The sequence below is a fragment of the Shimia ponticola genome (genome assembly GCF_007995215.1).
GTDB lineage: Bacteria > Pseudomonadota > Alphaproteobacteria > Rhodobacterales > Rhodobacteraceae > Shimia_B > Shimia_B ponticola.
In genome coordinates this window covers 151,994-173,730 of the sequence record NZ_VCDK01000005.1, presented here as the reverse complement: position 1 = coordinate 173,730, position 21,737 = coordinate 151,994, and the positions used below count along the sequence as shown (strand labels likewise).

The 21,737-nt window shown below is 61.0% G+C and carries 17 protein-coding genes and 1 riboswitch; of the genes, 8 read left to right on the top strand and 9 right to left on the bottom strand.

What is annotated here, in order from left to right; translation table 11 throughout:
- Positions 1 to 80 precede the first annotated feature (80 nt).
- The 4 genes from leuS to FE702_RS11010 are packed head-to-tail and all read left to right on the top strand — an operon-like array spanning position 81 to position 4,741.
- On the top strand, positions 81 to 2,648 hold the full coding sequence (leuS, locus tag FE702_RS11025) for a leucine--tRNA ligase (protein ID WP_147126356.1): 2,568 nt from the start codon (positions 81 to 83) through the stop codon (positions 2,646 to 2,648).
- Positions 2,635 to 3,117 carry an LPS assembly lipoprotein LptE gene (gene lptE, locus FE702_RS11020; protein WP_147126355.1) on the top strand — a complete coding sequence of 161 codons (483 nt, stop codon included), beginning with the start codon at positions 2,635 to 2,637 and terminating at the stop codon, positions 3,115 to 3,117. Before leuS ends, lptE begins: the two co-directional genes overlap by 14 nt.
- A gap of 10 nt (positions 3,118 to 3,127) precedes the next feature.
- Complete coding sequence (gene holA, locus FE702_RS11015) at positions 3,128 to 4,156, top strand: DNA polymerase III subunit delta (RefSeq protein ID WP_147126354.1); 1,029 nt, start codon at positions 3,128 to 3,130, stop codon at positions 4,154 to 4,156.
- Positions 4,157 to 4,741 carry a glutathione S-transferase family protein gene (locus tag FE702_RS11010; RefSeq protein ID WP_147126353.1) on the top strand — a complete coding sequence of 195 codons (585 nt, stop codon included), beginning with the start codon at positions 4,157 to 4,159 and terminating at the stop codon, positions 4,739 to 4,741.
- Positions 4,742 to 4,744: 3 nt separating this feature from the next.
- Here FE702_RS11010 and cobN read toward each other — a convergent pair whose 3' ends face one another.
- On the bottom strand, positions 4,745 to 8,449 hold the full coding sequence (gene cobN, locus FE702_RS11005; protein WP_147126352.1) for a cobaltochelatase subunit CobN: 3,705 nt from the start codon (positions 8,447 to 8,449) through the stop codon (positions 4,745 to 4,747).
- 35 nt (positions 8,450 to 8,484) lie between these two features.
- Here cobN and FE702_RS11000 point away from each other — a divergent pair, with 35 nt between their 5' ends.
- Entirely contained in the window at positions 8,485 to 8,667 is a 183-nt protein-coding gene (locus FE702_RS11000) for a hypothetical protein (protein ID WP_147126351.1), read from the top strand.
- A gap of 1 nt (position 8,668) precedes the next feature.
- Here FE702_RS11000 and FE702_RS10995 read toward each other — a convergent pair whose 3' ends face one another.
- Positions 8,669 to 9,118, bottom strand: a complete 450-nt coding sequence (locus FE702_RS10995; RefSeq protein WP_147126350.1) for a GNAT family N-acetyltransferase — start codon at positions 9,116 to 9,118, stop codon at positions 8,669 to 8,671.
- A 53-nt stretch (positions 9,119 to 9,171) separates the two neighbouring features.
- Positions 9,172 to 10,266, bottom strand: coding sequence for a cobalamin biosynthesis protein CobW (gene cobW, locus FE702_RS10990; RefSeq protein ID WP_147126349.1), 1,095 nt, complete (start codon positions 10,264 to 10,266; stop codon positions 9,172 to 9,174).
- Between the two features lie 34 nt (positions 10,267 to 10,300).
- Positions 10,301 to 10,510, bottom strand: a riboswitch (cobalamin riboswitch).
- A 264-nt stretch (positions 10,511 to 10,774) separates the two neighbouring features.
- Here cobW and smc point away from each other — a divergent pair.
- Both smc and FE702_RS10980 read left to right on the top strand, forming a co-directional pair.
- Positions 10,775 to 14,227 (top strand): chromosome segregation protein SMC, encoded by a 3,453-nt coding sequence (gene smc, locus FE702_RS10985; RefSeq protein WP_147126821.1) that lies wholly within the window; start codon positions 10,775 to 10,777, stop codon positions 14,225 to 14,227.
- 74 nt (positions 14,228 to 14,301) lie between these two features.
- The gene (locus FE702_RS10980; protein WP_147126348.1) at positions 14,302 to 14,667 is read left to right on the top strand and encodes a hypothetical protein; all 366 of its coding nucleotides are present in this window, start codon (positions 14,302 to 14,304) and stop codon (positions 14,665 to 14,667) included.
- Positions 14,668 to 14,810: 143 nt separating this feature from the next.
- On the opposite strand, the gene FE702_RS10975 is transcribed toward FE702_RS10980, so the two are convergent.
- The 5 genes from FE702_RS10975 to FE702_RS10955 are packed head-to-tail and all read right to left on the bottom strand — an operon-like array spanning position 14,811 to position 19,292.
- The gene (locus FE702_RS10975) at positions 14,811 to 15,980 is read right to left on the bottom strand and encodes a lytic murein transglycosylase (protein WP_147126347.1); all 1,170 of its coding nucleotides are present in this window, start codon (positions 15,978 to 15,980) and stop codon (positions 14,811 to 14,813) included.
- Between the two features lie 45 nt (positions 15,981 to 16,025).
- Positions 16,026 to 16,931: an adenosylcobinamide-phosphate synthase CbiB gene (gene cbiB / locus FE702_RS10970; protein ID WP_147126346.1), complete on the bottom strand. Its 906-nt coding sequence runs from the start codon at positions 16,929 to 16,931 to the stop codon at positions 16,026 to 16,028.
- Complete coding sequence (locus FE702_RS10965) at positions 16,928 to 17,890, bottom strand: threonine-phosphate decarboxylase (protein WP_147126345.1); 963 nt, start codon at positions 17,888 to 17,890, stop codon at positions 16,928 to 16,930. Before FE702_RS10965 ends, cbiB begins: the two co-directional genes overlap by 4 nt.
- Positions 17,887 to 18,249, bottom strand: coding sequence for a DUF1636 family protein (locus tag FE702_RS10960; protein WP_147126344.1), 363 nt, complete (start codon positions 18,247 to 18,249; stop codon positions 17,887 to 17,889). Before FE702_RS10960 ends, FE702_RS10965 begins: the two co-directional genes overlap by 4 nt.
- A gap of 38 nt (positions 18,250 to 18,287) precedes the next feature.
- Complete coding sequence (locus tag FE702_RS10955; RefSeq protein ID WP_147126343.1) at positions 18,288 to 19,292, bottom strand: glutathione S-transferase family protein; 1,005 nt, start codon at positions 19,290 to 19,292, stop codon at positions 18,288 to 18,290.
- A 147-nt stretch (positions 19,293 to 19,439) separates the two neighbouring features.
- Here FE702_RS10955 and FE702_RS10950 point away from each other — a divergent pair, with 147 nt between their 5' ends.
- On the top strand, positions 19,440 to 20,660 hold the full coding sequence (locus FE702_RS10950) for an MFS transporter (RefSeq protein ID WP_147126342.1): 1,221 nt from the start codon (positions 19,440 to 19,442) through the stop codon (positions 20,658 to 20,660).
- An 11-nt stretch (positions 20,661 to 20,671) separates the two neighbouring features.
- Here FE702_RS10950 and FE702_RS10945 read toward each other — a convergent pair whose 3' ends face one another.
- Positions 20,672 to 21,556, bottom strand: a complete 885-nt coding sequence (locus FE702_RS10945; protein WP_147126341.1) for an MBL fold metallo-hydrolase — start codon at positions 21,554 to 21,556, stop codon at positions 20,672 to 20,674.
- Positions 21,557 to 21,737 lie beyond the last annotated feature (181 nt).

Sequence of the window (21,737 nt, the reverse complement as noted above, 5' to 3'; positions counted from 1 at the left end):
GTGAACGAAGCCCCACCTAGACCCACCCGAACAAGCGCATTAAACCGCACACCGACACCCAGTTTCCCGGACACCGAACCATGCCTTACGCCCCCTCTGACATCGAACCGAAATGGCAGGCCAAGTGGGCCGAAGCCGAGACATTCAAGGCCACGAAAGCCGGTGCAAAACCCAAGTATTACGTCCTTGAGATGTTCCCATATCCGTCAGGCAAGCTGCACATGGGGCACGTCCGCAACTATACGATGGGCGACGTCATAGCGCGTTATAAGATGAGCACGGGTCACAACGTGTTGCACCCCATGGGCTTCGACGCCTTTGGCATGCCAGCCGAAAACGCCGCCATGGCATCGGGCGGCCACCCGAAGGATTGGACCTACGGCAACATCGACACCATGGTCGAACAGATGAAGCCGCTGGGTCTGTCGCTCGACTGGTCGCGGATGTTCGCGACCTGCGATCCGGAATACTACGGCCAGCAGCAGGCGCTGTTCCTCGACATGCTTGAGGCTGGGCTGGTGTATCGCAAGAACGCGGTCGTGAACTGGGACCCGGTCGACATGACCGTTCTGGCGAACGAACAGGTCATCGACGGCAAAGGCTGGCGCTCAGGCGCCGAGGTCGAAAAGCGCGAGCTGACCCAGTGGTTCTTTAAGATCAGCGATATGGCGGATGAGTTGTTGGAGGCCCTCGACGGTCTCGATAACTGGCCCGCCAAGGTACGGTTGATGCAGGAAAACTGGATCGGCAAGAGCCGTGGGCTGGAGATGACCTTTGACCTGACCGCACCTGCGCACGGTCACGACGGCATCACTGTTTACACTACGCGCCCCGACACACTGGTTGGCGCCTCTTTCATCGGCCTCGCGCCGGACCATCCGCTGACGAAAGAACTCGCCAAAGACAACGCCGACCTCGCCGCCTTTGCGGATGAGTGCAAGAAGATGGACACCACCGAAGCCGCGATGGAAAAGGCCGAGAAGAAGGGCTTTGACACCGGGCTGACCGTGGAAAATCCGCTGGGCGGTGATCCGTTGCCGGTCTGGGTCGCGAACTTTGTGATGATGGGCTACGGCACTGGCGCGATCTTTGCCTGTCCGGCACATGACCAGCGTGACCTTGATTTTGCGCGTAAATATGGCCTGCCGGTCATCGACACCTTCTTTGCGTTGGACGATGACACGCCGGTCGCGAACGAAGCCTTTGTCCCAGCCAAGACTGAAAAAGTGCGCTGGGTGAACCAGCCCGCTGGTCTGACCGAAGCCACAGGCCAAGAGGCCATCGATGCCACAATCGACTGGGCCGAGAAACGCGGTCTGGGGCAGGGCAAAGTGCAATTCCGCCTGCGTGATTGGGGGCTGAGCCGCCAGCGTTATTGGGGTTGCCCGATCCCGGTCGTGCATTGCGACGAATGCGGTGTAGTGCCTGAAAAGAAAGAAAACCTACCTATCGCGCTGCCCTACGACGAAGACGGCAAGGCGATTGACTTTAACATCCCGGGCAATCCGTTGGACCGTCATCCATCGTGGCGGAACTGCACTTGCCCGAAATGCGGTCAACCTGCGCAGCGCGAAACGGATACGATGGACACTTTCGTGGACTCGTCCTGGTACTTTGCCCGCTTTACCGCGCCGCACGCTGCGACTCCCACCGACGCGGATGACGCTGCCTACTGGATGAATGTCGACCAGTATATCGGCGGCATCGAACACGCGATCCTGCACCTGCTCTACTCCCGCTTCTTTGCGCGGGCGATGCACATTACCGGCCACCTGCCAGAGAGTGCGAAAGAGCCATTTGATGCGCTGTTCACACAGGGCATGGTCACGCACGCAATCTACAAAACCACGGATGAAAAGGGACGCCCCGTCTATCACTATCCGCAGGATGTGACGCTGAAGGACGGCAAAGCCTTCCTTGCTGATGGAACAGAGGCGGACATCGTGCCATCGGCCAAGATGTCCAAATCGAAAAATAACGTCGTCGACCCCGCCGCCATCGTCAGCGAATATGGCGCGGACACAGCGCGCTGGTTCGTTCTGTCCGACAGCCCGCCAGAGCGTGACGTCGAATGGACCGCCTCGGGTGCAGAGGCTGCGTCCAAGCACCTGACGCGCGTCTGGAACCTGTGCGACAAGATCGGACAAATTGACCGCGACGCCAAAGGGCATGGCGACGAGGATTTGCTGCGCGAGATGCACAAGACCATCCGCGATGTGACCGGCGGCGTTGAAAGCTTTGGATTTAACGCAGCAATCGCAAAGCTTTACGGATTTACTGCCGTTCTGGCCAAGTCCAAGGCATCCTATTCGGCTCAGCGCCAAGCGATCATGACGCTGGCGCAATTGATGGCCCCTATGACCCCGCATTTGGCCGAGGATATCTGGGCCCATCAGGGTGGTGAGGGACTGATCGTCAATGCACCATGGCCGGTTGCCGATGAGGCGATGCTGGTCGAAAGCAGCGTGACGCTTCCGATCCAGATCAACGGCAAACGCCGGGACGAGATCACGGTGCCCAAGGACATGCCAAAGGATGAGGTTGAAAAACTCGTACTTGCGAACGAAGCTGTCGTCAGGGCGCTGGACGGGGCATCGCCCAAGAAACTGATCGTTGTCCCCGGTCGGATCGTGAATGTCGTCATTTAACCGCCGCCAATTCCTACTGGGCAGCCTTGCGTTGCCGCTGGCGGCGTGTGGCTTTTCGCCGGTTTATGGGCCGGGCGGGGGAGCGCAGGCATTGCAAGGCCGCGTGGCGGTGCAAGAACCGCGCAACCAGAATGATTTCTGGCTGAACGGCGCGCTTGAGCGATCCTTGGGCGTCGCCGATGATCCGGCGTTTGACCTGAGCTACGCGGTGAGCATTGAAGACGCGAGCGTCGCGATTTCATCGACCAACACCATCACGCGCCGCGACCTGATTGGGACCGCGACCTACACGCTTAGGAACCGTTCCACAGGTGAGGTCGTAGCGCGTGGGTCGGTGCGCGGGTTCGCTGGGTTCTCCAATACAGGAAGCACGCAGGCCACCCAGACGGCCCGCCAAGACGCCAATAAACGCCTGATGCAAATCCTGGCTGACCAGATCACGCAGGATCTGATCGCCGCAGCGGTTTAGGTCGAGCGCAGTGAAACTCAACGCGCGCGACGCAGCCGGGTATTTTTCGAGACCAGATCCAGACAAGCTGGGCGTTTTGATTTTCGGTCAGGATGCCATGCGCGTAGCGCTCAAGCGGCAAGAACTGGTCGCCGCGCTTGTAGGACCTCAGGGCGAGGAGGAAATGCGCCTGACCCGGCTTATGGCGAGCGACCTGCGCAAAGACCCGGCAGCACTGGCCGATGCGATCAAGGCCGTAGGGTTCTTTGCCGGGCCGCGCGTGGTGTTTGTTGACGAAGCGACCGAGGTTCAGGCCAAGGCCATCCTCCCTGCGCTGGAGGAATGGCAACCGGGCGACGCTCAGGTGGTCATCGCCGCCGGTAACCTGAACGCCCGTTCCACTCTGCGGAAGTTCTTTGAAGGTCACCCAAACGCGCTTGCAGCCGCGATCTATAACGACCCCCCGTCGCGGGCGGAAATCGAAGCGACACTGCAAAAGGCAGGCTTGGCCGAGGTGGCGTCTGACGGCATGGATGCGCTCTTTGCCCTGTCGCGCGCGCTTGATCCGGGAGACTTTGCGCAGCTGGTCGAGAAAGTCGCGCTTTACAAGATCGGTGACGCGACGCCTGCCACCAGCGCCGATGTCGAGGCTTGCGCACCCACATCCACCGAAGCCGAGGTAGATGACCTGCTGAATATCGTAGCCGAGGGGCGCGCGCAGGAATTGGGTCCAATGATGCGGCGGCTTGAGTCTCAAGGCACTTTGCCGGTCACGCTTTGTATCATGGCGACGCGCCATTTCAGGACGTTGCATGCCGCCGCCAGCGATCCGGGCGGAGCTGCTCAGGGTATTGGGCGTGTCCGTCCCCCTGTGTTTGGCCCGCGACGGGACCGGATGCTGCGACAGGCACAGAACTGGGGGCGGCCACGGCTTGAGGACGGGCTTAGCCTACTGACCGAAACAGACCTGACGCTGCGCTCAGCGGCGCAGACTGCGCCTGCGATGGCATTGATGGAACGCGCGCTGATCCGGCTCGCGATGATGGGGAGACCCCGATAGATGTATACCGTTGTTGGTGGCGCACGCAGCCGCGCCTTTCGCGTGCTTTGGGCGCTTGAGGAGTTGGGCATTCCCTATGAGCATCTCAACGAGGGGCCGCGCTCTGAAAAGGTTCTCGAACTCAATCCTTCGGGCAAAGTTCCGGTCCTTCTGGACGGCGATCAGGTGATCACGGATTCCACCGCGATCCTCACCTACCTTGCGGACAAACACGGCGCTCTGACGCATCCGGCAGGCACGATCGCGCGAGCACGGCAGGATGCACATTTGCACTTTGTTCTGGATGAGATGGACAGTGTCCTTTGGACGGCCTCCAAACATAGCTTCGCCCTGCCAGAGGCGATGCGAGTACCCGAGATTAAGCCATCACTCAAAGAGGAATGGCGCCAATCCGTGGAGCGTCTGGACCAGCGGTTAGAGGGTGAATTCTTGGCCGGGGATAGCCTCACGGTGCCGGACGTCGTTGCCTGTCATTGCATCGGTTGGGCCGTTGTCGCGAAATTCCCGGTCGAAAACGAACGGGTCAAGACCTGGTCCAAGGCGCTCCGCAACCGCCCCGCCTATCAAAGGGCAGCCGCGCTCTGACGGCTATCGGCTGAACTCGGCAATCCGCGCACGGGCCGAATTGCTGCGAGGCACCCACAGTCCCCGGTCAATCGCCTCCTGCAGCCGGTCCGCGATGTCGGCCAGCGCTGGGGCGTTGGCTTCTGCGATGAAGTCACGGGTGTCTTCATCGGCAAGGAAAGCCGCCTCGACGGCGTCGAAGTGGTGGCCTTTGACGGCGCCGGTCGTTGCCGAAAAGGCGAACATGTAATCGACAGTCGCCGCAAGCTCGAACGCGCCTTTGTATCCGTGACGTTTGACGCCTTCGATCCACTTGGGGTTCACGACGCGGGATCGGACGACGCGGGCAATCTCATCATCCAGCGTGCGGATCACCGGACGTTCCGGGCGCGAATGGTCGTTGTGATAGACCGGCCTGTCGCGACCTTGCATGGCATGGATCGCGGCCGCAGCACCGCCTTCGAATTGATAATAGTCGTCGCTGTCGAGGATATCGTGTTCGCGATTGTCTTGGTTTTGCACGACGGCTTCCGCCCGTTCGAGCCTGTTTTCAAATCCAGCCTGATCGCGCGCGCCGTCGCGGCCGTTCCCATAGGCGTAGGATGACCATTCGATATAGGCGCGGCCCAGATCGTCTTTGTCCTTCCACAAGCGTTCATCAATCATCGCCTGAAGCCCCGCGCCATAGGCTCCGGGTTTCGAGCCATAGACCCGCGCACCCGGATTGGCGCGCGCCGGGTTGTCGGCCTCGGGTTCGTCCAGCGCCTGCACCGCGCGCGCTGCTGCATCGACAAGGTCGATGAGGCCGGGGAAAGCGTCACGAAAGAAGCCCGAGACGCGCAGGGTCACATCCACGCGCGGACGTCCAAGAACGGATTGCGGCAGGACTTCGAACCCAGTCACGCGGCGGTTGGCGGCATCCCAAGTGGGTTTGACACCCATCAGCGCAAGGCATTGCGCAATGTCGTCTCCGCCGGTGCGCATGTTGGCTGTACCCCATGCCGAGAGCAGCAGGGACCGGGGCCAGTCGCCATGATCTTGCAGGTGTTTTTCGATCAAGAGATTGGCCGATTTCCACCCTAAAGCCCATGCTGTTGGTGTGGGGACTGCGCGACTATCTACCGAGAAGAAATTGCGCCCTGTGGGCAGAACATCTGGTCGTCCACGCGTGGGCGCACCAGAGGGACCGGACGCGACGAACTGGCCAGCTAGACCGGTGAGGAGGCCCGTGCCCTCGGCGTCACCGCAGGCACGGATCGCAGGGATAAGTTTGGCGTGCATTTCCTCCAGAACCGGGGCGGTGTGGGTGAAGTGCTTCGGCGTGTCCTTCCATTGGACCGCGAGAATCGCGAGGTCTTCCAAACGCTCGACCGTGTCGCCATTGCTGCGCCAAGGTCCCGATCCGGCGGTCTCAAGAAACTTGTGCCGCGGCCCATTATAAGGGGCGGCCATGTCACAATCGAGCGGGTCGATATCGACGCCGCAATCGGCTGCCAGAGCCCGGATCAAAGACGCATCGCCGCCTTGCCCCTTACCGCGCGGCACGCGCGCAAGCGCAATGGCGAGATCGCGTCTCTGGACGCCCTCGGGCGAGGTACCGAAGATATGCAATCCGTCCCTGATCTGAGCCTCTTTCAGGTCGCACAGATAGGCGTCGAGTTTGGCGAGATCGCTGTCGGTGTCGGTACCCTCCATCCCGGCATCCCGATCCAGCCCCGTCGCGGCGGTCATGCTCAGGATCTGTTCCCGCAAATGCTTAATGCGGCGCGGGTCCACGCCAGCGGCCTCGTAATACTCATCGACGAGCGCTTCGAGGTCCTTGAGCGGTCCATAGGTTTCCGCGCGGGTCAGAGGGGGCGTCAGATGGTCAATGATAACTGCCTGCGCGCGCCGCTTGGCCTGCGTGCCTTCGCCGGGGTCGTTGACGATGAACGGGTAGAGGTGCGGAGTTGGGCCAAAGACAGCCTCGGGAAGGCACTCTTCCGACAGGCTGAGCGCTTTGCCCGGTAGCCACTCCAAATTGCCGTGCTTGCCCATATGGACGATGGCGTCCGCGCCCTGCACGTGCCGCAGCCAGAAATAGAAGGCCAGATAGTTGTGCGGTGGGACAAGGTCGGGATCGTGGTAGGTCTCTGTCGGGTCAATGTTATAGCCGCGCGCCGGTTGCACACCGACAGTTACGTTTCCAAACTGCAGGACCGAGAGTTTGAATCCGCCTGCGGCGGATGCCTGCGGCGCGAGTATTTTAGAAACATAGAAGGGATCGGCCTCAGGCGCGCCCCAGCGGTCTTCGATCTGTTGGCGGACCCCGTAGGGGAGTTTCTTGTAGTGGCCTTCGTAGGTGTCGAGCGGAAGCGTGACACCGCCGTCGCGGTCGGACCGGTCGGTGAGCCAGTTGGTCGGGCCTGCAAGGATTTGATCCATGAGATCGGCGCTGCTGGCTGGGGCATCTTCGACGGAATAGCCGTTTGTCGCCAGCAGATGCAGCATGTTCACGGTCGCTTGGGGTGTATCGAGGCCCACGCCATTTGCGAGGCGACCGTCCTTGTTAGGGTAGTTGGCAAGGATCAGCGCTACCTGTTTGTCTGCGGGAGCCGTGCTGCGCAAGCGCGCCCAGTTCGCGGCAAGATCGGCGACAAACTCAATCCGCGTGCCTTCCGCGCGATAGGTGGCGATGGGGCATTCGGTGGCCTCGTCAAAGAACGCCTCATCCTTGAAGCTGACCGCGCGCGACAGGACGCGGCCATCCACTTCTGGCAGGGCGACATTCATGGCGATGTCGCGCGCGCTGAGGCCGTTTGTGCCGTCTCGCCACGCCTCTTCTGATCCGGCGGCGAGGACGACCTGAAACACGGGGGCTTTGTTCGCCGCAGGCATCGTCAGGGGGTTGTCGAGGCCGTCATCACCCTGATGCGGGCTGCCAACGGCAAAGGCGGTGCAGTTTAGTATCACGCTGGGCGGCGCGGTCTCGAAAAAGTTTTGCAGCGTTGCGACGGAAAGCGGGTCTTTCAGTGACGCGACAAAGATCGGAAGCGGTGCAAGACCCCGGCGCGTCAGGGATTTCACCAGCCGATTGATCGGGTTCAGCCCCGCGCCCTGTACCAAGGCACGGTAAAAGATCAATGGCACAACCGGCGCGTTGGGTGCGCAGGCGTTCTGAATGCGCGCAATATCGGGGTTTTCCATTCCCGGCCAATAGAGGCCGGCCTTGAGCAGTGGCGTCGCGGGCGCAGGTTTGTCCGTGCTGTCCAGTATCGCACGGGTGTATGTGAGAAACCGTTTGGCGTTCTCAGGCCCGCCTTCGACAAGGTAGGCCCAGAGCGCGTCGTAATCCTCTGCCGTGACGGTGCTGAGTTCGCGTAATTCCGTGTCGGGTTTGTCGTCGCCCGGCAAAAAGGCGACAGGAACACGCGCCGCCTGCAAATGCGCGGCGTATTGTTCAAATCCGTAGCGCCAGTAACCAGCGCCGCCCAGCAGGCGGCAGATCACAAGGCGACTTTTGGAGGCGCAGGCCTCAAGGTGCATGTCCACCGATAATGGGTGGGACAAGTGGGTCAGGTTCGCCAATCGCAGGGTTGGCGCATCTGCCATCTCGGATCGGGCCTGCGACAGCGCCGCAAGCTCTGTATCAGCCGCTGAAATCACGACGACATCAGCAGGGCTCTGACCCAGGTCAACGGGCTCTTGTGCGTCAACGGCACTGCCTGGCGTGGCGGCAAGAAGATGCATGGAACTGTTCCTAGCTCTGGGTCGTTGGACTGGTGATGAAACATTCACCACATATCAAAGACGAGCCCGCCAAACCCGCAGACCAGTTCGCCGATGACGCGATGAAGGGCAAGACAATGCGCGGCCATCCCAAGGACTTCAATGTGCCGATCCAAGGTGCCCGGTCCTGGTGGGAGGCGCTTTTGGGCCTGCCGTTCATTCGGATGTTCAGGCAGTAAGTCACAGTGTTTTGGTCATGAAGACAGATGATCCATTGTCTTCATATTCGCCAAACGGCCCGCACCGGGTGAACCCGTGCCGCTCATAGAGGCGGCAGGCGGCGGCAAGCTCATCGCCCGTTTCAAGGTTGAGAACCGACAGGCCTTCGTCCCGTGCCTGATCTTCGATCTGACGGATCAATGCGGCGCCGACCCCTTTTCCGCGCGCCGCGGGTGAGACGTAAAAGGATTTGACCTCGCCATAGCCGTCTTTGATCTGCATTGCGCCGCAACCCAGCAGTGTTGCCCCGTCGCGCGCGGTGAAAAACCGGATGTCCGGCGCGGCGAGCGCGGCGTGATCCAGCGCAAAGTTCTCCTCGTCCGCAAAGATTTCCTGCATCAAGGCCTGTGAGGCGTCGAGCAGGCGGACGGCGTCCGGGTGGGTCGGGGTGTTGGGTTCGACGATGATCATTGCCGGGGCTTTTGCGGGTTGCGTCCCGGATGTGATCCGGGATTGCGTTGGATTTATGCGGCAAGCGCGGCTTCGATCGCGGCGCGGTCGAGGCCCGCTTGACCAATCACGACAAGGCGGCTTGTGCGGTCCACGGTGCGTTCATCGTAATAGGTTTCGATCCGGGGGCCGACCGCTTGCAATGTCATGCGCATCGGTTTTCCGCTAACGGCAAGAAAGCCTTTCAGACGCAGGATGTCATGCGCCCGGATCGTGTCTTCGACTTTGGCTGAAAACGCGGCCGGGTCAGAAACTTCGCCCAGCGTGACAACAAAGCTCTCGAAGGCGTCGTGGTCATGATCGTGGTGGTGATGATGGTCGTGATGATGATCATGCTCGTGGTCATGATCATCGTGGTGATGGTGGTCGTCATCGTGATGATGATGGTGATGCACCTCGTGGCGAGCGTCCAGATCGTTTTCCGCGCCGATGCCCTGACCCAGCAACACGCCGACCGGCAGCGCGCCTTTGGTGGCTTTCACGACTTGAACGCCATCGCGGCTATCGGTCTTGAGCTTGCCGACCAATGTGTCGGCCTCATCCGTGCCCAAAAGGTCCGCCTTGTTCACGACGATCATATCGGCGCAGGCCACCTGATCTTCGAACAGTTCGGATAGCGGCGTTTCGTGGTCGAGTTCCTCATCCGCCTTCCGCTGTGCCTCAATCGCATCGAGGTTATGCGCAAAGCGGCCCTCGCTCACGGCCTTGCCGTCCACCACAGTCACAACCCCATCAACGGTGACCTTCGTGCTGATGCCCGGCCAGTTGAAGGCGCGGACCAACGGTTGTGGAAGGGCGAGGCCAGAGGTTTCGATCACGATGTGATCGGGGGCCTCGTCGCGATCCAGCAGCTTTTCCATTGTCGGGATGAAGTCATCGGCCACGGTACAACAGATGCAGCCGTTTGACAGCTCCATCACGTCCTCTTCCTTGCAGGTCTCGTCCCCGCAGCCCTTGAGGATGTCGCCGTCCACACCCAAGTCGCCGAACTCGTTGATGATCAGCGCGATGCGCTTGCCCTCGGCGTTTTGCAGCATATGGCGGATGAGCGTAGTTTTCCCTGCACCGAGAAAGCCCGTGACGACCGTTGCCGGAATCTTGGCTGGCATAATCAGTTCTCCTGACCCGTCCCACCGACGGGAGTTGGTGTTGCGTCTGCCGGCTGGTCTCCTGGCTTGCGGGTCGTAGCGCGTCGTCGCCTTCCCGGGGATCTGATCCCAGTGGCGTATGACGGGCGCTCACCGCTTACAGTCGCGGGGGCGGCTGAGGAGTGGGGCCCCGAATTGGGTCGCCTGTCACCTCATTCCCATTTCAGCCCCTAGGTGATGGATCACCATGTGGAGCACCGTGCGAGGATCATGTGCGGCGGAATCGTGCGGGGGGTCAAGATGCGACGCGACGGGTGCCGGGTGCAAAGCGACTATGCTTTGAGAGCGTGCGTGGTTCCACGCACCGTTCAAAGGCTTGGATATTGGTGCGTGAAGTCACGTCCCCTAAGCTTCGATATATGCCTACCGCCCATATCTTGTGGATAACCCGGCGGGTGCCCCGACATACAGTTGACACAGCCCGAGTCGCCCGGCCACGATGCCTGACCAATGGAATCGGAGACGGCCCTTGCGGTTTTCCAAGCTACGACTGAATGGCTTCAAGAGCTTTGTGGATCCCACTGACCTGATCATCGCGGATGGTCTGACAGGGGTGGTTGGGCCGAACGGCTGTGGGAAATCGAACCTTCTGGAGGCCCTGCGGTGGGTCATGGGCGAAAACCGTCCGACGGCGATGCGTGGCGGTGGCATGGAGGATGTGATCTTTGCCGGGGCTGCAACGCGGCCTGCTCGAAACTTTGCCGAGGTATCTCTGACGATAGACAACGGCGAACGCCTCGCGCCTGCTGGCTTCAACGATGAAGACCAGCTTGAAGTGATCCGCCGGATCACGCGCGATGTTGGGTCTGCCTACAAGGCCAACGCCAAAGACGTGCGCGCGCGTGACGTTCAAATGCTGTTTGCCGATGCCTCGACCGGGTCACATTCGCCCGCTCTGGTCCGGCAAGGGCAGATTTCAGAACTGATCAACTCCAAGCCAAAGGCGCGCCGTCGGGTGTTGGAAGAGGCGGCTGGCATCAGCGGCCTTTATCAGCGGCGCCATGAGGCCGAGTTGAAGCTGAAAGGGGCCGAGCAAAACCTGGCCCGCGTCGATGATGTACTGGAACAGCTGACTGCACAGCTTGCATCCTTGGCGCGGCAGGCCAAACAGGCCGAGCGCTACCGCACAATCGGAGGTGAGTTGCGCCACGCCGAGGGTCTGCTGCTCTATCGCCGTTGGCGTGAGGCAGATGAGGCGCGCGCTGCCGCAGAGGCGGCTCTGCGTAACCAGACAACTGGCGCAGCGCAGGCCGAGACTGCTGCACGTCAAGCCGCCAAGGCGCGCGCGGAAGCCGAAGATGCGCTGCCGCCTAAGCGGGAAGAAGAGGCGATTGCGGCCGCGATCCTGCAGCGTTTGCAGGTTCAGCGCGATACCTTGGCCGACCAAGAGGCGAACGCCCGGCAGGCCGTCGAAACTCTTCAAAACCGTATTGCGCAACTCGCCCGCGATATTGAGCGAGAGGCGGGGCTGAACCGCGACGCGGCCCAGACCATTGAACAGTTGGAATGGGAAGCTGCGGAAATCGCCAAGGCATCTGAGGGTCATGCTGAAGCCCTCGAAGCTGCCAGCGAAACGGCCCGCAATTCGGCGTCTATTCTTCAAGATCGCGAGGCGACCCTGTCTGAAAAGACCGAGGACACGGCCCGCCTTGTGGCGCGTCACCAGTCGGCGGCGCGCTATGCGCAGGACTGCGAAAAGGCCCTGTCAAACGCGACTGAAAAAGCGACCCGCGCCAAGGACGCTATGGGCGAGGCCCGGCAGGCGGTCGAACAGTCATCTGCGGCGCTTGAGTTGGCAAGCGAGGCAGATCGCGATGCGCAGGCCGCCGTGACCGAGTCCGAGGCTGCGCTGGCCACTGCCGAAGCGGCACGCACCGATGCCCAATCGGCTGAATCCGAAGCCCGCGCAGCCCGCTCTGAGGCGGACGGTGAGGCCAGCGCGATCAAGGCTGAGGTTCAGGCGCTTGCACGGTTGGTCGAACGGGACACCGGCACTCGCGGCACCGTTCTGGACCAAATCAGCGTGACGCGTGGCTATGAAAAAGCGTTGGGCGCAGCCTTGGCTGATGACCTGAAGGCGGCTGTCATTGACGGGACCGGGTCTGGCTGGCGCACCTTGCCGGGGTATAGCGGCGTTGCTGCGCTGCCCTCTGGCGCGGCGCCTCTTGATGCGCACGTGAACGGTCCGGCGGCTCTTGGTCGCCGTCTGTCGCAAATCGGTGTGGTGGACGCAGCCCAAGGCGCGGCGTTGCAGGGTGATTTGCAGCCGGGACAGCGGCTGGTTTCCGTCGAAGGGGACCTGTGGCGGTGGGATGGCTTCGTGGCCACGGCGGCGGATGCGCCTTCGGCAGCCGCGATCCGTCTGGAACAGATCAACCGGCTGACCGCATTGCAGGCCGATCTTTCTGATGCCGAAGCAAAGGTCGAGACGGCACGTGCCCGCCACGAGCGAACGGCACAAGAGCTGAAAGCCGCGACCGAAGCCGATCAGGCCGCCCGCGCCGCTCGGCGCAGTGCAGACCAACGCCGCGCCGAAGCTGCGCGTGCAATGAGCAAGGCAGAGTCCGAGAAGACATTGGCCGAAGGCCGGGTCGAAACACTGTCGCTGGCTGTGACACGGCACGAAGAAGAGCAGACGGCAGCACGCGGCGCGCTTGCTCAGGCCGAGGCCGCCGTGAAGGCGCTGCCCGATATCGAAGCCACCCGCGCAGAACTTGAGGACGTCAAAGCCACGGTTGAAGCCGCGCGCATGACCATGATGACCCACCGCGCGGCCCATGATGAGTTGCGCCGCGTGGGCGATGCGCGGACCAAGCGTTCGCAGGAAATCACCAAGGATATCTCCGGCTGGCGTCACCGGCTTGAGACCGCCGAGGCGCGCGCCGCCGAACTGTCAGAGCGTAAGACCAAGGATGAGGTCGCGCTGGCAGAAGCAACCGCAGCCCCCGATGAAATCGCTGCAAAGCGGGCTGAACTGGCCGACGCCATTGGTGACGCCGAAACACGTCGCAAGGCCGCGGCAGACACCTTGGCGACGGCTGAGACAGCGCTCCGCGAGGCGTCCATTGCCGAACGTGAGGCTGAGCGCGCCGCAGGTGTGGCGCGAGAGGACCGTGCTCGCGCCGAAGCCCGCATGGATGCTGCCCGTGAGACCGTGGCACTGGCCGTCGAACGCATCGAAGAGGCGCAAGAGGTCACACCTCAAGAGCTCTTGGCAGAGCTTAACGTCGATCCAGAGACCATGCCGTCCTCTGATCGGATCGAAGCCGATGTCGCGCGCCTGCGCCGTCAGCGCGACAGTCTGGGGGCCGTGAACCTGCGTGCCGAAGAGGATGCACGCGAGGTCGCAGAAGAACGCGATGGCCTCGCAGCGGAAAAAGCAGACCTTGAAGCCGCGATTTCCGCTTTGCGGACTGGCATTGCGAGCCTCAACAAAGAAGGCCGCGAACGTCTGCTGGCGGCCTTTGACGAGGTGAACCGCAGCTTCTCGGTTCTGTTCACGCACCTCTTCGGCGGCGGTGAGGCCAAGCTGGTTCTTGTCGAAAGCGATGACCCGCTTGAGGCCGGTCTTGAGATCATGTGCCAACCGCCTGGCAAAAAGCTCTCTACCCTGTCGTTGCTTTCCGGTGGGGAACAGACGTTGACAGCACTTGCCCTGATCTTCGCGGTGTTCCTTGCCAACCCGGCACCGATCTGTGTGTTGGACGAGGTCGACGCACCGCTTGATGATGCGAACGTGACGCGTTTCTGTGATCTGCTGGACGAGATGACCCGTCGCACAAACACCCGTTTCCTAATCATCACGCACCACGCGGTGACCATGAGCCGTATGGATCGGCTGTTCGGTGTGACCATGCAGGAACAAGGCGTGAGCCAGTTGGTCTCTGTTGACCTTCGCGACGCCGAACGGCTGGTGGCCTAGGGCCGCGTCAACGCGAACGTGACTCTGACGTGATTAAACCATCGCTATGGTGATCCGAGGCGAAGGAGAGCGGGATGCACCGACTGATTTTGGTTTTGGCCATGTTGGCGTCAGCTGCGTCGGCGCAGGGGTTGCGCGACGGGGAGACAGTGCTCAGTGCTGCCGATATGGTCGATACACTTAAGGGCCATACCCACGAATTCCATGACGGCGGGCGTTCGTTCTTTTCGATCACAGAAAGCTACAGCTACACTTACCCCGACGGCGGCATCGCCTATGGACGCTATGAGATCCGCGATGGCGGGGTGGTTTGCACGTTCTTCAACCACGGGTTTGAGCGCTGCGATACATATGTTCGCAATGGAAACCGGCTGATCTTGATCAATCAGGATGGCCTGCGTTTCCCGGTCAAGAGCGTCAGTGGTGATGATACCATTTAAGGGTAGCAGCTTTTCAACCTGCCGCCTCTCGCCTCTGACTGTCACGAAACATCGCGGCGAAAGAAGGTGAGACGACTGGATGAACCCGAATCCTTAATACTCAAGAAGATGCTTAAGTCTTACGATTTTGCTATTCGCCGACCTTAAAGGCGGTTCAACAGATCGGGCGTGGGCCATGCGTCTGCGGGCAATCCAAGCCGCGCCTGTTCGGACTGAACGGCAGCACGGGTTCGCGCGCCCAGAATGCCGTCGACTTTGCCCACGTCATAGCCACGTGCCTGCAACTTTTGTTGCAAAACAATCATCTGATCGCCTGTCAGGCCGGTATCCGGGTTTCCCGCCCGATAGACCGGGGCCCCTTCTAGCCGCGTTCCGAAATACGCGGCCGTGGTCACGTAGACAAAGCTTTGGTTCCACTCGAAATAGACACGGAAATTCGGATAGGCGATGAAAGCTGGCCCCTTGCGTCCCTGCGGCAGGATCACAGAGGCTTGCAGGTTTGCGGGGCCAAGATTACCGGTTCTGGCCTGCACACCCAGAGCCCGCCAGTCCGCGACGGACATTTCCGTATCAAGCCCCGTCTTTGACCAATCCAGTGTGTCTGGAACGATCACCTCTTGCAGCCACGGCTGGTTCGGGGCCCAGCCAAGGTCAGACAGCATCGCCGCCCCTGACATCAAGGCATCCGGTGCCGAGGTCTTCAAAGAAACACGCCCGTCGCCATCGCCATCTTTGCCGTTGGTCAGGATATCTTCGGGCAGCATCTGGACCATGCCGATCTCACCCGCCCACGCGCCTGTCGTGTTCTGTGGGTCCATCCCGCCGCGCTCGTAAAGCTCGATTGCCGCCAACACCTGTGGCCGAAAGAGTTCGGGTCTGCGGCAGTCATGGGCCAGCGTGACCAAGGAGTTGCGCGTGTTGAAATTACCTTGAAACGTGCCGTAATCCGTCTCGAACGCCCAGAATGCCAAGAGAACGCCCGGATTGACGCCGTAGTCTTGTTGAATGCGATCAAACACGGACCGCCATTTGCCATAGTTCCGCACGCCATTGTCGATGCGGTTCTGGCTGATCAAGGCGCGTGAAAAGTCGATGAACGGCTTTTGAAACACGCCTTGCGAGCGGTCAGCACGCAGTGTCTTGGCGTCCTGCTGAACCCCGCGAAAGAACGCGTCGACGGTCGCCTGACTATGTCCTTTGGCCATCGCTTCGGCCTTGAGGCCCTGAACAAAGCTGTTGAAGCTGCCGCCGCATTGGGCCGTGGCCACAGTGGCTCCGATGGCGAATACTGCGGAAAGGATCAGGGTTTTCATGCGCGGCCTCCAGTTTCTTTGGCCGCACGCTATCAAAGCACCCGCTTAGATCAACGTAGCAATTCCGGACCCTAGCAGGACTGTGATCAGGGTAACGGTCCACGCGTTCCATAGGCGCTGACACGCCGCGTCGATTTCTGCGGGGCCGGCGTCGCGACGACCGGTTGGATGGACGAAGGGAAAATTGCGCATCTCACCTTCGTAAGATCGCGGACCTGACAAGGCTACGTCCAGCGATTGGGCCATCGCTGCTTCTGGCCAGCCCGCGTTCGGGCTGCGGTGCAGACGGGCGTCTGCGAGGAGTTCTTGCACGTTCAGAGCAGGTGTCCAAACGGCAAAGGCGATGGCTGACAGGCGTGCAGGAACCCAGTTCAAGACATCGTCGAACCGCGCGGCGGCCCAGCCGAAGGCTTCATGCCGGGGGGTGCGATAGCCGATCATGCTGTCTGCGGTATTGGTGATCTTGTAGACCAACAAACCCGGCAATCCGGCAAGAGCGAACCAAAAGATCGGGGCCAGCACGCCGTCCGAGAAATTCTCAGCGGCGCTTTCGATGGCGGCGCGGGCAATCGCCGGATCATCCATCCCTGCGGTGTCACGACCGACGATCATCGCGACCTCGGAACGTCCCGCTTGCGTTGACAGGCGAAGCGCATCGGCGACCCGCGCAACGTGATCAACCAGCGACCTCTGCGCCAAAAGCGTGGCGGCGACAATCGCAGTGACCACGTTGCCAAGTTCCGCGATGGCAAGCCCAAGAGCCGCCGCAGCAACGATCAAAGCAGCCATGACAAACGCCCCCTTGGCGCGCCTGCCGGAACCTGAATTGAACCGTTTGTCCGCCCATCCGATGGCGCGGCCCATAAGCACCGCCGGGTGAGGGACTCGGTTATAGAGCCACTTTGGTTCACCAAAGATGGCGTCGAGGATCATTGCAAAAGCAAGCGTCATCGCCGCGCTGTTGCCTGTGCGCTTGAAACCGCCTGTGTCAGCCTCTCCCACCCGTCCGCAGGCGGCAGCCCAAGCCGCAGCCACGTTTTGGAATATGGAAAAATGCGCGACCAGATGTGGTTTCGCGCCAAGGCGTCTTGCCAGCGCGCGGCATCATCGGTGTCGTAAAGTCTAAACAGGGAGGTGCCGCCAACCACTCTGGCTCCAGCTTGGATCATCAGGTCATCCAAGCGCGCGGCCTCAGCCGTTAAGTGCAATCGGGTCGCTTCGGCCCATTCGCCGTCATTCAATGCGGCGGCCCCCGTCGCCAAAGCGGGGCCTGCGACGGCCCATGGGCCAAGTCGATCCTTCAACGTTCCAATTAAGTCCGGATCGCCAATGGCAAAGCCAAGACGCATCCCGGCAAGGCCCCAGAACTTGCCAAAGCTCTTAAGAATGATCCGCCCGGGGCGCGTAGCCTCGGTAATCAGGCTGCGATCCGGAGCGACGTCGCAGAAGCTTTCATCGATAACGACAAGGTCGGCGTCCGGGGACGTGTGAAATGCGCCGTCTGGGTTGTTTGGATGCACAACAACGGATGCCTCGGCCTCTTGCATCGCCTCAAGCACAGTCCATCCTGCGATGCGAAAGCTGGCAGCATGTTCATTATAGGTGGGCGACGGGATGGAAACGCGTCCTGCGCCGCGCAAGAAAGGAATCTGCGCGATGATCGCAGATGCGCCGGGGGCCGCCATGATCGCAGCCGTTTCCGGCACCGACCAGAATGAGCGCGCGGCAGACAACAACTGCTCCATCGCGCCTGCATCAGGAAGCGCGGTCCAAGCATCGGCAGGCAGATCGGCAACCGGGTAGGGATGGGGGTTGATCCCTGTAGACAGGTCGATCCACTCTTGGCGCGCGCCGCCATAGTGGGCGCGGGCGGCATCAATGCCACCGCCATGGTCGCGCGGGCCCGTCATTCCGTTGGGAGCGGATGCATCCGGGTGACAAAGTGGCCCTTCACGCCTTGGGGCCACTGCCGATAGGGCACTTGCCCAGTCTCGGACTGCGCATGCAGTTCGGCATATTCGACAATAGCTTCGGCTGCTTCTGCCCCCGGTTCGAATTCGCCCAGCGTGTAGGCCAGCTTACCCTCGGCCTGCAGCGTGACGTTGCACGCCCGAACACAGCCCATGGTGCAGGACACCCGGCGCGTTTTCACATGGTCTGAGCCCTCTGCTGCAGCCTCAACCGCTGCCGCCAGTTTCTCGCCATCTGTATCGCCGACGAGCCAGCCATCGCGTTTGCAGGTGTCACAGACCGTGATCCAGGTTGTCATCGCATCCTCCGGGTTTGGACCGAAGATGTGACCTGTTCTCAGGCGGCTTGCAATCCCCCGCGACGGTGTGGTTCCCACCAATCGATCTGCGGGTTGATCGGGATGATCCGGTGCGGGTTAATGCTCTCATGGCTGTAGTGATAATGGCGCACGATATGCTCCCACCCCACAGTCTCACCAATCGCGCCGCCATCCGGCGTTTGCCATTGATAAAGCTCGCGCATGTAGGCCCAGAGGCTCGGGTAATCGATCAGACGGGCGCGATTGCATTTGAAATGCAGGTGATAAACCGCATCAAAGCGCACAAGGGTCGGGAACAACCGCCAATCAGCCTCTGTCACGCGATCACCCATCAGGTAGCGGTGAGCAGACAGCCGTTCCTCCAGCCAGTCCATCGTATCGAAGAGCGGATAGACTGCGGCCTCATAGGCCTCTTGCGTCGTGGCGAAGCCGGATTTGTACACGCCGTTGTTCAGCGTGTTGTAAATCCGGTCATTCACCGGTTCGATTTCCTCACGCAGGTCTTCGGGCCAGTAATCTGCCGTGTTTCCGGTCAGATCGTTGAACGCCGAATTGAACATGCGGATGATTTCCGAGGACTCGTTCGAGACAATTGTCTCACGCTCTTTGTCCCACAGGACCGGCACAGTCACGCGGCCTGACACTTTGGGGTCGGCCTTGGTGTAGATGTCGCGCGCAAAGGGCAGACCATAGAGGCGGTCGCCGGTGGCGCCGTGCTCGTCCGTCTCAAACGTCCAGCCGTCGGACAGCATGTCCGGATGCACCACATCGACAGAGATCAGGTTTTCCAACTGCTTCAGCTTGCGAAAAATCAGCGTCCGATGCGCCCACGGACACGCCAGCGAGACATAGAGATGATAGCGCCCGGCCTCGGCTTTGAACCCACCTTCGCCTGACGAACCAGCGGACCCATCCGCTGTGATCCAGTTCCGGAACCCCGCGGTCGAGCGTTTAAATGCCCCACCGGTCGACTTGGTGTCATACCATTGATCCACCCATTTCCCGTCTTGCAGCAGTCCCATCATCATCTCCTTTGGTCAGGTAACACGTAGCGATGGTGCCGATTCCCAAAAACCGGTGTGACCGCGCGGCAGCCCTGCATTGACGCACAGGCCGTCGTTCCGCAGGCGGTTGGCCCGGTGTGAAAAACCTGTCACGCAGGCCAAGCTATGACGAGATTGCGATCAGCACAGACGCCGCCGGGCTTCATTACTCTGGTTTCAGGACCAGCGGTGTCGATCGTGTCGCTCAACATGTTTTTGCCTGCGCTGCCCCGCATGGCCGAAGACCTGGGCGTCAGTTACGCGCAGGCGTCTTTGGCGTTCTCGGGATACCTCGCCGTAATTGCAGCCTTGCAACTGGCGCTTGGTCCTCTGTCGGACCGATTCGGGCGCAGGCCCGTCTTGCTGGCGGCGCTGGGTATTTTTGTCCTCGCGTCGATTGGCTGCGCCTTGGCCACTCGGATTGAGACCTTGCTGGCATGGCGGGCCGTACAGGCAGTGGTAATCGGGGCGTCAACCGTCTCTGCAGCCGCCGTCCGGGATGTAACTGGCCCTGCGGGGGCGGCCAGCCGATTGGGGGCGTTGGGCATGGTTATGGCCATCGGCCCGATGGTTGGTCCTATGATCGGCGGCCTTTTGGATCAGGCCTTTGGCTGGCGCGCGGTCTTCTGGGCGCTTGCTGGCCTCGGCGCGGCGGCGTTCACGCTGGCTTGGCTGGATTTCGGCGAAACCAACACTCGGCGCAACGCCAGTATGCTTGCGCAATTCAGAGGCTATCCGGCTGTCATGCAATCCGGCGTGTTCTGGTCCTGCGCCTTGGTCATGACCTTTGGCATTGGGTGTTTCTATGTCTTCCTCGCGGGCGCACCTCTTGTCGCCGAAGGTGTTTTCGATCTGCCGCCCGCTGCAGTGGGCATCGCCTTGGGCATCATCACCGCTGGCTTCTTTTTGGGCAATGCGCTCTCGAAACAGCTGTCCGAGCGCGCCGGTCTGGGGCGCATGATCCTGGCCGGGCGCATAAGCGCAGTGGTTGGGATGGCCCTTTCCGCGCTCGCGTTGATTTTGGCAGAGCCGAACGTCTGGGTCTATTTCGGGTGCGTGGTTTTGGTTGGGTTGGGCAACGGCCTGTCCACGCCGAGCGCCAATGCGGGTGTAATGTCGGTTGATCCCGCACTGGCGGGATCGGCTGCTGGCCTTGCCGGGGCGATGATCATGGCAGGGGGCGCGGTGCTGACTTCAGGCGTCGGATGGGTGCTGGTCCAAGGATGGATGCCGGTCGAACAGATGCTGGTTGCCCTGATTTCGACCGTGGCCCTAGTTGGCCTTTTGACTGGCGTCTGGGCCTATCGCGGGCTACGCGCCACAGGGGTGGACGAACCTGTCAGCTGACCCCCGGCGGTTCAAAGCCCGTTGATGGGCACTTTCAACATTGGATTGCCCTTTTTGTCCTTGGGCACCTCACCCGCCCGCATGTTCACCTGAAGCGACGGAATGATCAGCTTGGGCATGGCAAGCGTTGCGTCCCGCTCTTCGCGCAGGGCGATAAACTCTTCCCGCGTCTGTCCGTCCTTGAGGTGGATGTTCGTGCGCTTTTCCTCGCCCACGGTCGTTTCCCAGGCAATGTCCCGCCCACCGGGTCCGTAGTCATGGCACATGAACAGCCGCAAATCATCCGGCAGGCTGAGCAGCTTTTGGATCGAGTCGTATAACTCGCCCGCATCGCCACCGGGAAAATCCGCTCGCGCAGAGCCGCCGTCGGGCATAAAGAGTGTGTCCCCCACAAATGCAGCATTTCCAATGATATGGACCATGCAGGCCGGTGTGTGGCCGGGCGTGGCCATGACTTGAGCCGTCATGGCGCCGATTTGATAGGTCGCTCCATCCTCGAACAAGGCATCGAATTGCGACCCATCGCGCTGAAATTCGGTCCCCTCGTTGAAGACCTTACCAAAGACCTCTTGCACCTCCATGATGCGCGCGCCGATGCCAATCTTGCCGCCTAGCTGTTCTTGCAGGTAGGGCGCGGCGCTGAGATGGTCGGCATGCACGTGCGTCTCGATGATCCATTCGACCCGCAGACCATTATCCTGAACATGCCTGAGGATTTCGTCCGCGCTGTCATGCGTGATCCGCCCGGCGGCGTAATCAATGTCCATCACACTGTCGATGATGGCGCAGGCCGGGCCGTCAGGCTCTTGCACGACATAGCTGATGGTATTGGTCGCTTCGTCGAAAAAGCCGGTGACGCGCGGCTCAACGCTGAGGTTCACATTTGGCAGTGTCATAAGATGCTCCCGATTTTCATTTTATTTAGGGCAGCGCTAATTGTCCGCAACGGATCGATGTCGCGCCCTGACAGCGCAGGGTCGGGATTCCAATTGCCGCCTTGGCCAAGGTAGCGTAGCACAAGCCAACCATCGTGTCCGGTATCGGACCTGAAAGGAGTGACGAGGCCCATTGACCCAA